At 38.2% G+C, this 4,567-nt stretch carries 5 protein-coding genes; 3 read left to right on the top strand and 2 right to left on the bottom strand.

The features are described from left to right. Nucleotides 1-277: DUF255 domain-containing protein (locus C7B62_RS24615; RefSeq protein WP_146132212.1), on the bottom strand; the 277-nt coding region annotated here is incomplete at its 3' end. Between the two features lie 202 nt (nucleotides 278-479). On the opposite strand from C7B62_RS24615, the gene ruvA reads away from it, so the two are divergent. Beyond that, nucleotides 480-1,121, top strand: coding sequence for a Holliday junction branch migration protein RuvA (ruvA, locus tag C7B62_RS24610; protein ID WP_106243986.1), 642 nt, complete (start codon nucleotides 480-482; stop codon nucleotides 1,119-1,121). A 20-nt stretch (nucleotides 1,122-1,141) separates the two neighbouring features. Here the strand turns inward: ruvA and C7B62_RS24605 are convergent, their stop codons facing one another. Next, nucleotides 1,142-1,717, bottom strand: a complete 576-nt coding sequence (locus tag C7B62_RS24605; RefSeq protein ID WP_106243983.1) for a TetR/AcrR family transcriptional regulator — start codon at nucleotides 1,715-1,717, stop codon at nucleotides 1,142-1,144. A 50-nt stretch (nucleotides 1,718-1,767) separates the two neighbouring features. Here C7B62_RS24605 and C7B62_RS24600 point away from each other — a divergent pair, with 50 nt between their 5' ends. Both C7B62_RS24600 and C7B62_RS24595 read left to right on the top strand, forming a co-directional pair. Then, the gene (locus tag C7B62_RS24600) at nucleotides 1,768-2,289 is read left to right on the top strand and encodes a hypothetical protein (protein WP_106243979.1); all 522 of its coding nucleotides are present in this window, start codon (nucleotides 1,768-1,770) and stop codon (nucleotides 2,287-2,289) included. Nucleotides 2,290-2,844: 555 nt separating this feature from the next. Next, nucleotides 2,845-4,567, top strand: a 1,723-nt coding sequence (locus C7B62_RS24595; protein WP_106243975.1) for a diflavin flavoprotein, incomplete at its 3' end; no start/stop codon positions are given.

Below are 4,567 nucleotides of genomic sequence, written 5' to 3'. Positions count from 1 at the left end.
GCATATAGATGCTATCGATGTCTGGTCTTTCTTCGCGGTCTACTTTAATCGGCAGAAAGTTATTATTGAGATAATCGGCGATCGCCTGGTTAGAAAATGCTTCTCCTTCCATGACCGTACACCAGTGACAGCTAGAGTAACCAATTGAGAGAAAAATAGGCTTATTGTCCCGTTTTGCCTCCTCCAAGGCTGATTCACACCAATACCACCAGTTAATTGGATTATCAACGTGCTTTTGGAGATAAAGACTTTGGGTTGATTGCAGATGATTAGGCATATTGTGTTTAAGCTGAATTGGCTTACTGATTTCATTGTGTCGTGAAAGTCAGGAAATAGAAATTGCTTTAAACTACATATGGCTAAAAGCTAAAAACCAATGAATTGAAACAAAGCTAATTTACCCCAGACGTTTTAATAATAGGCAATAATTTGCAAGATAAGAATCAGTCAGTTAATTTTAGCTATACCGAGTCACTTTAATGATTAGTTACCTCAAGGGTACGAAAGTAGAAATTACTAAAACAACTCAAAATCGCCTGTTTTTGATTTTGGATGTGAACAATATTGGTTATGAGATGCAGATCTCGACGCGCTTTGCCCAGAAACTAGATGGGTCAGCAGATGAGCCAATTCAAGTATTTACCCATCTCCAAATTCAGGAAGATAAACACATCCTTTATGGTTTTCCTACCGCAGCGGAAAGGGATTTATTCCGCCAGTTGACCGCCGTGAGCGGTATTGGTATGCAGTTAGGAATTGCTCTGATTGATACTTTGGGCATTTCAGACTTAGTTGGGGCAATTGTTACTAGTAATATACCTGCTTTAACCAAAACCCCTGGTGTCGGCAAGAAAACCGCCGAAAGAATTGCCTTAGAATTAAAAACCAAACTAGCCCAATGGCGGAAAATATCGGGCATGGAAATTGCACAACCTGAAGCAGTCTTTTCTCCCCAGCCTGAAATCAAAGAAGATTTGGAAATGACCTTGTTAGCTTTGGGCTACACCAACGAGGAAATAGAACAGGTTATCGCTGCCTTAAGTCAAGATAATTTACTACTTAAAAACCCTAATGTAGAAGAATGGATTAGAAGTGCGATCGCCTGGTTGAGTGGAGAATAAATAAATGAACAAAATGCTTTTTAAAGCAACAAGTGTAATGCTCGCCGAACATATGTTGTCCAAGATTCGGTTTCAGGCGGAAAAATCAGGGCATAAAGCATAATTCCACTCATAGAGTCAAATATCAGACCAGAATCAACATCAGCCTGGATTTCATTTCTCATTTTTGCTCGTTCAATCACACTAGCAAATGCTTCTCGTCGCGGTTGTAGATATTTTGTCCAATAAATTTGAGCGAATTGATAATTACTAGCAGCACTACTGATAATCATGGCTACTGTTTGTTTGCCTAAAGGACTAAGAGTGATTTGTGCGGCATTTTCAATCAACTCATCAAGGTCATTATCAAGATTTCCCGTATCGGGAATTACGACATCTTGTCTAATGCTTTCAATTGCGTCAGCTACTAATTCCTCTTTACTTTTATAACGCCGATAAATAGTAGTTTTGCCGACTCCTGCACGAATTGAAATTGCCTCAATACTCATGTTTTCAAAACCCACTTCCCCTAGTAATTCTAAGGCAGCCTTTAAGATAGCTTGATGAGACTTGGCACTACGAGGTCTGCCTGACATTTTCTGATTAGTTTTACTCATAGATGTTATTATAAAGTTACGAAACAGCATCGTATCGTAATAATCAAATGATGATTAAACGTTCCCGTCCTAAGTATCTTAATAAACATAGCATCCAGACTCTTCAGCAAGGATTAGAAGAGTATTACGAGATAAATTTTAGTATTACCGATCCTCGGGAATTGCCCCCAGAATTTGCTCAAATCTTGTTGGCACATGATGTTACTCATGTTGTTCTTGGTTGCGACACCAATATGTATGACGAAATTAAATTATTACCCTTGAGTTTTTGGACGAGCGATTTTAAATTCGGCGATTATCTAAACACTCGTAAAGACCCTAAAATAAGACCAGCAATAGACATTATGTATCATGATCTAATTAAACAGCATGGAGTATTATGGCTTTATTGCTCGATTTTATTCATATTGCCTCGATTATTACCAGAAGTAATAATTATCTGGTTCAAAACTCGTAGTACAAGAAAATATTACCCTTTTTTCGATTATGATTCTTTGCTCAAGCGTTCTCTTTTAGAAATACGTCAAGAATTTAATTTATTACCGTTAATCAAATACTCTCATTTAGACTAAAAATAATCGCTATCAAACAACTCAGCTATTAAAAATAGCTAAATTACAAAATTAAGCTCGAAAAATGTGGCTCATTATTCTATTTTTATCTGAATCTAATGCAAAAAAGCTATAAGATATCAGTGTTATTATCAATTTCCAATGGTTAAGAACCTTCTGAATCAATAAAATAATAAGTCTAGCTAATCAATGGTGTAACAAATAAATATTTTACAAAATAGTAGATTGCACGTAATTATAAAAGAAGAACCAACAAAGCAATTTGCTAACTTTATTTAATTTGTTGGTGTTGCATCTTCAAAACAAAAAACTAAGCTTTGATGTCTTGAAGATTCATTTTAACAGCGAGTTTTAGACAGCAGATTTGAACTAAAAGTTATCTGGAGAACATGCGCGCTATGAACAATATCATTAGTGATTGCATTTCTTTTTGGCTGATCTTTATATAGACAAAAAGCTATGATTAAATAAAATACATAACTTTTTGACTATGCTAGCATGACATTAATTAGAAAATACATTTAAGTAATCTAAATCAAGAGGACTATTTGACTTATGGTTGCACTCACACACAATAATCAAACAACTAAATCTAAAGCAAGATTGACTTTGCAAACTATAGAAATAGCAGCAGAAACTACGGCAATTCGATGTCTTGATTGGGATCGCGATCGCTTTGATATTGAATTTGGCTTACAAAATGGTACAACCTACAATTCTTTTATTATTCAGGGTGAAAAACTCGCTTTAGTAGATACTGCTCATGCTAAGTTTCGTCAGCTTTATCTAGAATTACTAACAGGTTTAATCGATCCAGCCCAACTTGATTATTTAATCATTAGCCATACCGAACCCGATCATAGTGGCTTAGTTAAAGATATTTTGGCATTAGCGCCTCAGGTTACGCTAGTCGGGGCAAAGGTGGCGATTAAGTTCTTAAGTGACATGGTGCATCAACCTTTTGAACATATAATCGTTAAAAATGGCGATCGCCTAGATTTAGGTAATGGGCATGAACTTGAATTTGTGTCTGCGCCTAATTTACACTGGCCTGATACGATTTTCACCTACGATCATCAAACTCAAATTCTTTATACTTGCGATGCCTTTGGGCTGCACTATTGCGATGAGCCAACTTTTGATGAGGATTTGGAATTAATTGAGGCAGACTTTGAATATTACTATGACTGTCTGATGAAACCCAATGCTCGTTCAGTTTTAGCAGCGATCAAGCGCATGGACAAACTAGCACTTAAAACGATCGCCACGGGACATGGCCCTTTGCTACAACACCATCGTGCCGAATTAGTTGATCGCTATCAACAGTGGAGTCAAGCACAAACCAAAACTGAAACTTTGGTAGCACTGTTTTACTCTGAAGACTATGGCTACAGCGAAGAATTAGCAAGAGCGATCGCTCAGGGAATTATCAAAACAGGAGTAGCCGTCGAATTAATTGACTGGAATAATACCGAACCTCAAGAAGCAAGAGAATTAGTAGCCCAAGCAGCAGGATTAGTTATAGGAATGCCACCCCAATCTGATCGAGAGGCACATGCTATTCTCAGTACGATCCTGGCAGCAGCCCACAGTAAACAATCAGTTGGCTTATTTGAAGCTGGTGGCGGAGAGGATGAACCGCTCTATCCTTTGCGGAATAAGTTACAGGAAACTGGTTTAATCGAAGCTTTTGAGCCAATTATCATTAAAAAATCTCCCGATCAAGCTACGAAACAACTTTGCGATGAAGCAGGGATAGATTTAGGGCAGTGGTTAACCCGCGATCGCACTGTCAAACAAATCAAGGCCATAGATAATAGCTTGGAAAAAGCCTTGGGCAGAATTAGCAATGGTTTATATATCATTACTGCCACCAAAGGTGAGATTAAAAGTGCCATGGTGGCATCTTGGGTAACCCAAGCTAGTTTAACACCCTTGGGAATTGCGATCGCCGTAGCCAAAGATCGCGCGATCGAGTCTTTTATGCAGATTGGCGATCGCTTTGTGTTAAATGTTTTAGCAGAGGGAAATTGCCAGGATCTCATTAGACATTTTCTCAAGCGCTTCCCTCCTGGTGCAGATAGATTTGAAGGGATCAAAACTGTACCAGCAACCAATGGTTCACCAATTCTTGCCGAATCTCTGGCTTATCTTGAATGCGAAGTTAGCAACCGCTTGGAATGTAGCGATCACTGGATTGTCTATAGTACCGTGCAAGCTGGCAGAGTAGCCAAGCTAGATGTTTTAACTGCCGTTCACCATCGCAAGGTAGGAAATC

Origin of the sequence: Pleurocapsa sp. CCALA 161 (assembly GCF_003003995.1) — a bacterium.
Lineage (GTDB): Bacteria > Cyanobacteriota > Cyanobacteriia > Cyanobacteriales > Xenococcaceae > Waterburya.
Note: the sequence above shows the minus strand (reverse complement) of the source record. Positions and strands in the feature narration are given on the sequence as shown.

What these genes read in the sequence shown, in the direction of transcription:
- ruvA (WP_106243986.1), top strand. Translation starts at nt 480, where the DNA reads ATGATTAGTTACCTCAAGGGTACGAAAGTAGAAATTACTAAAACAACT.
- C7B62_RS24605 (WP_106243983.1), bottom strand. Translation starts at nt 1,717, where the DNA reads ATGAGTAAAACTAATCAGAAAATGTCAGGCAGACCTCGTAGTGCCAAG.
- C7B62_RS24600 (WP_106243979.1), top strand. Translation starts at nt 1,768, where the DNA reads ATGATTAAACGTTCCCGTCCTAAGTATCTTAATAAACATAGCATCCAG.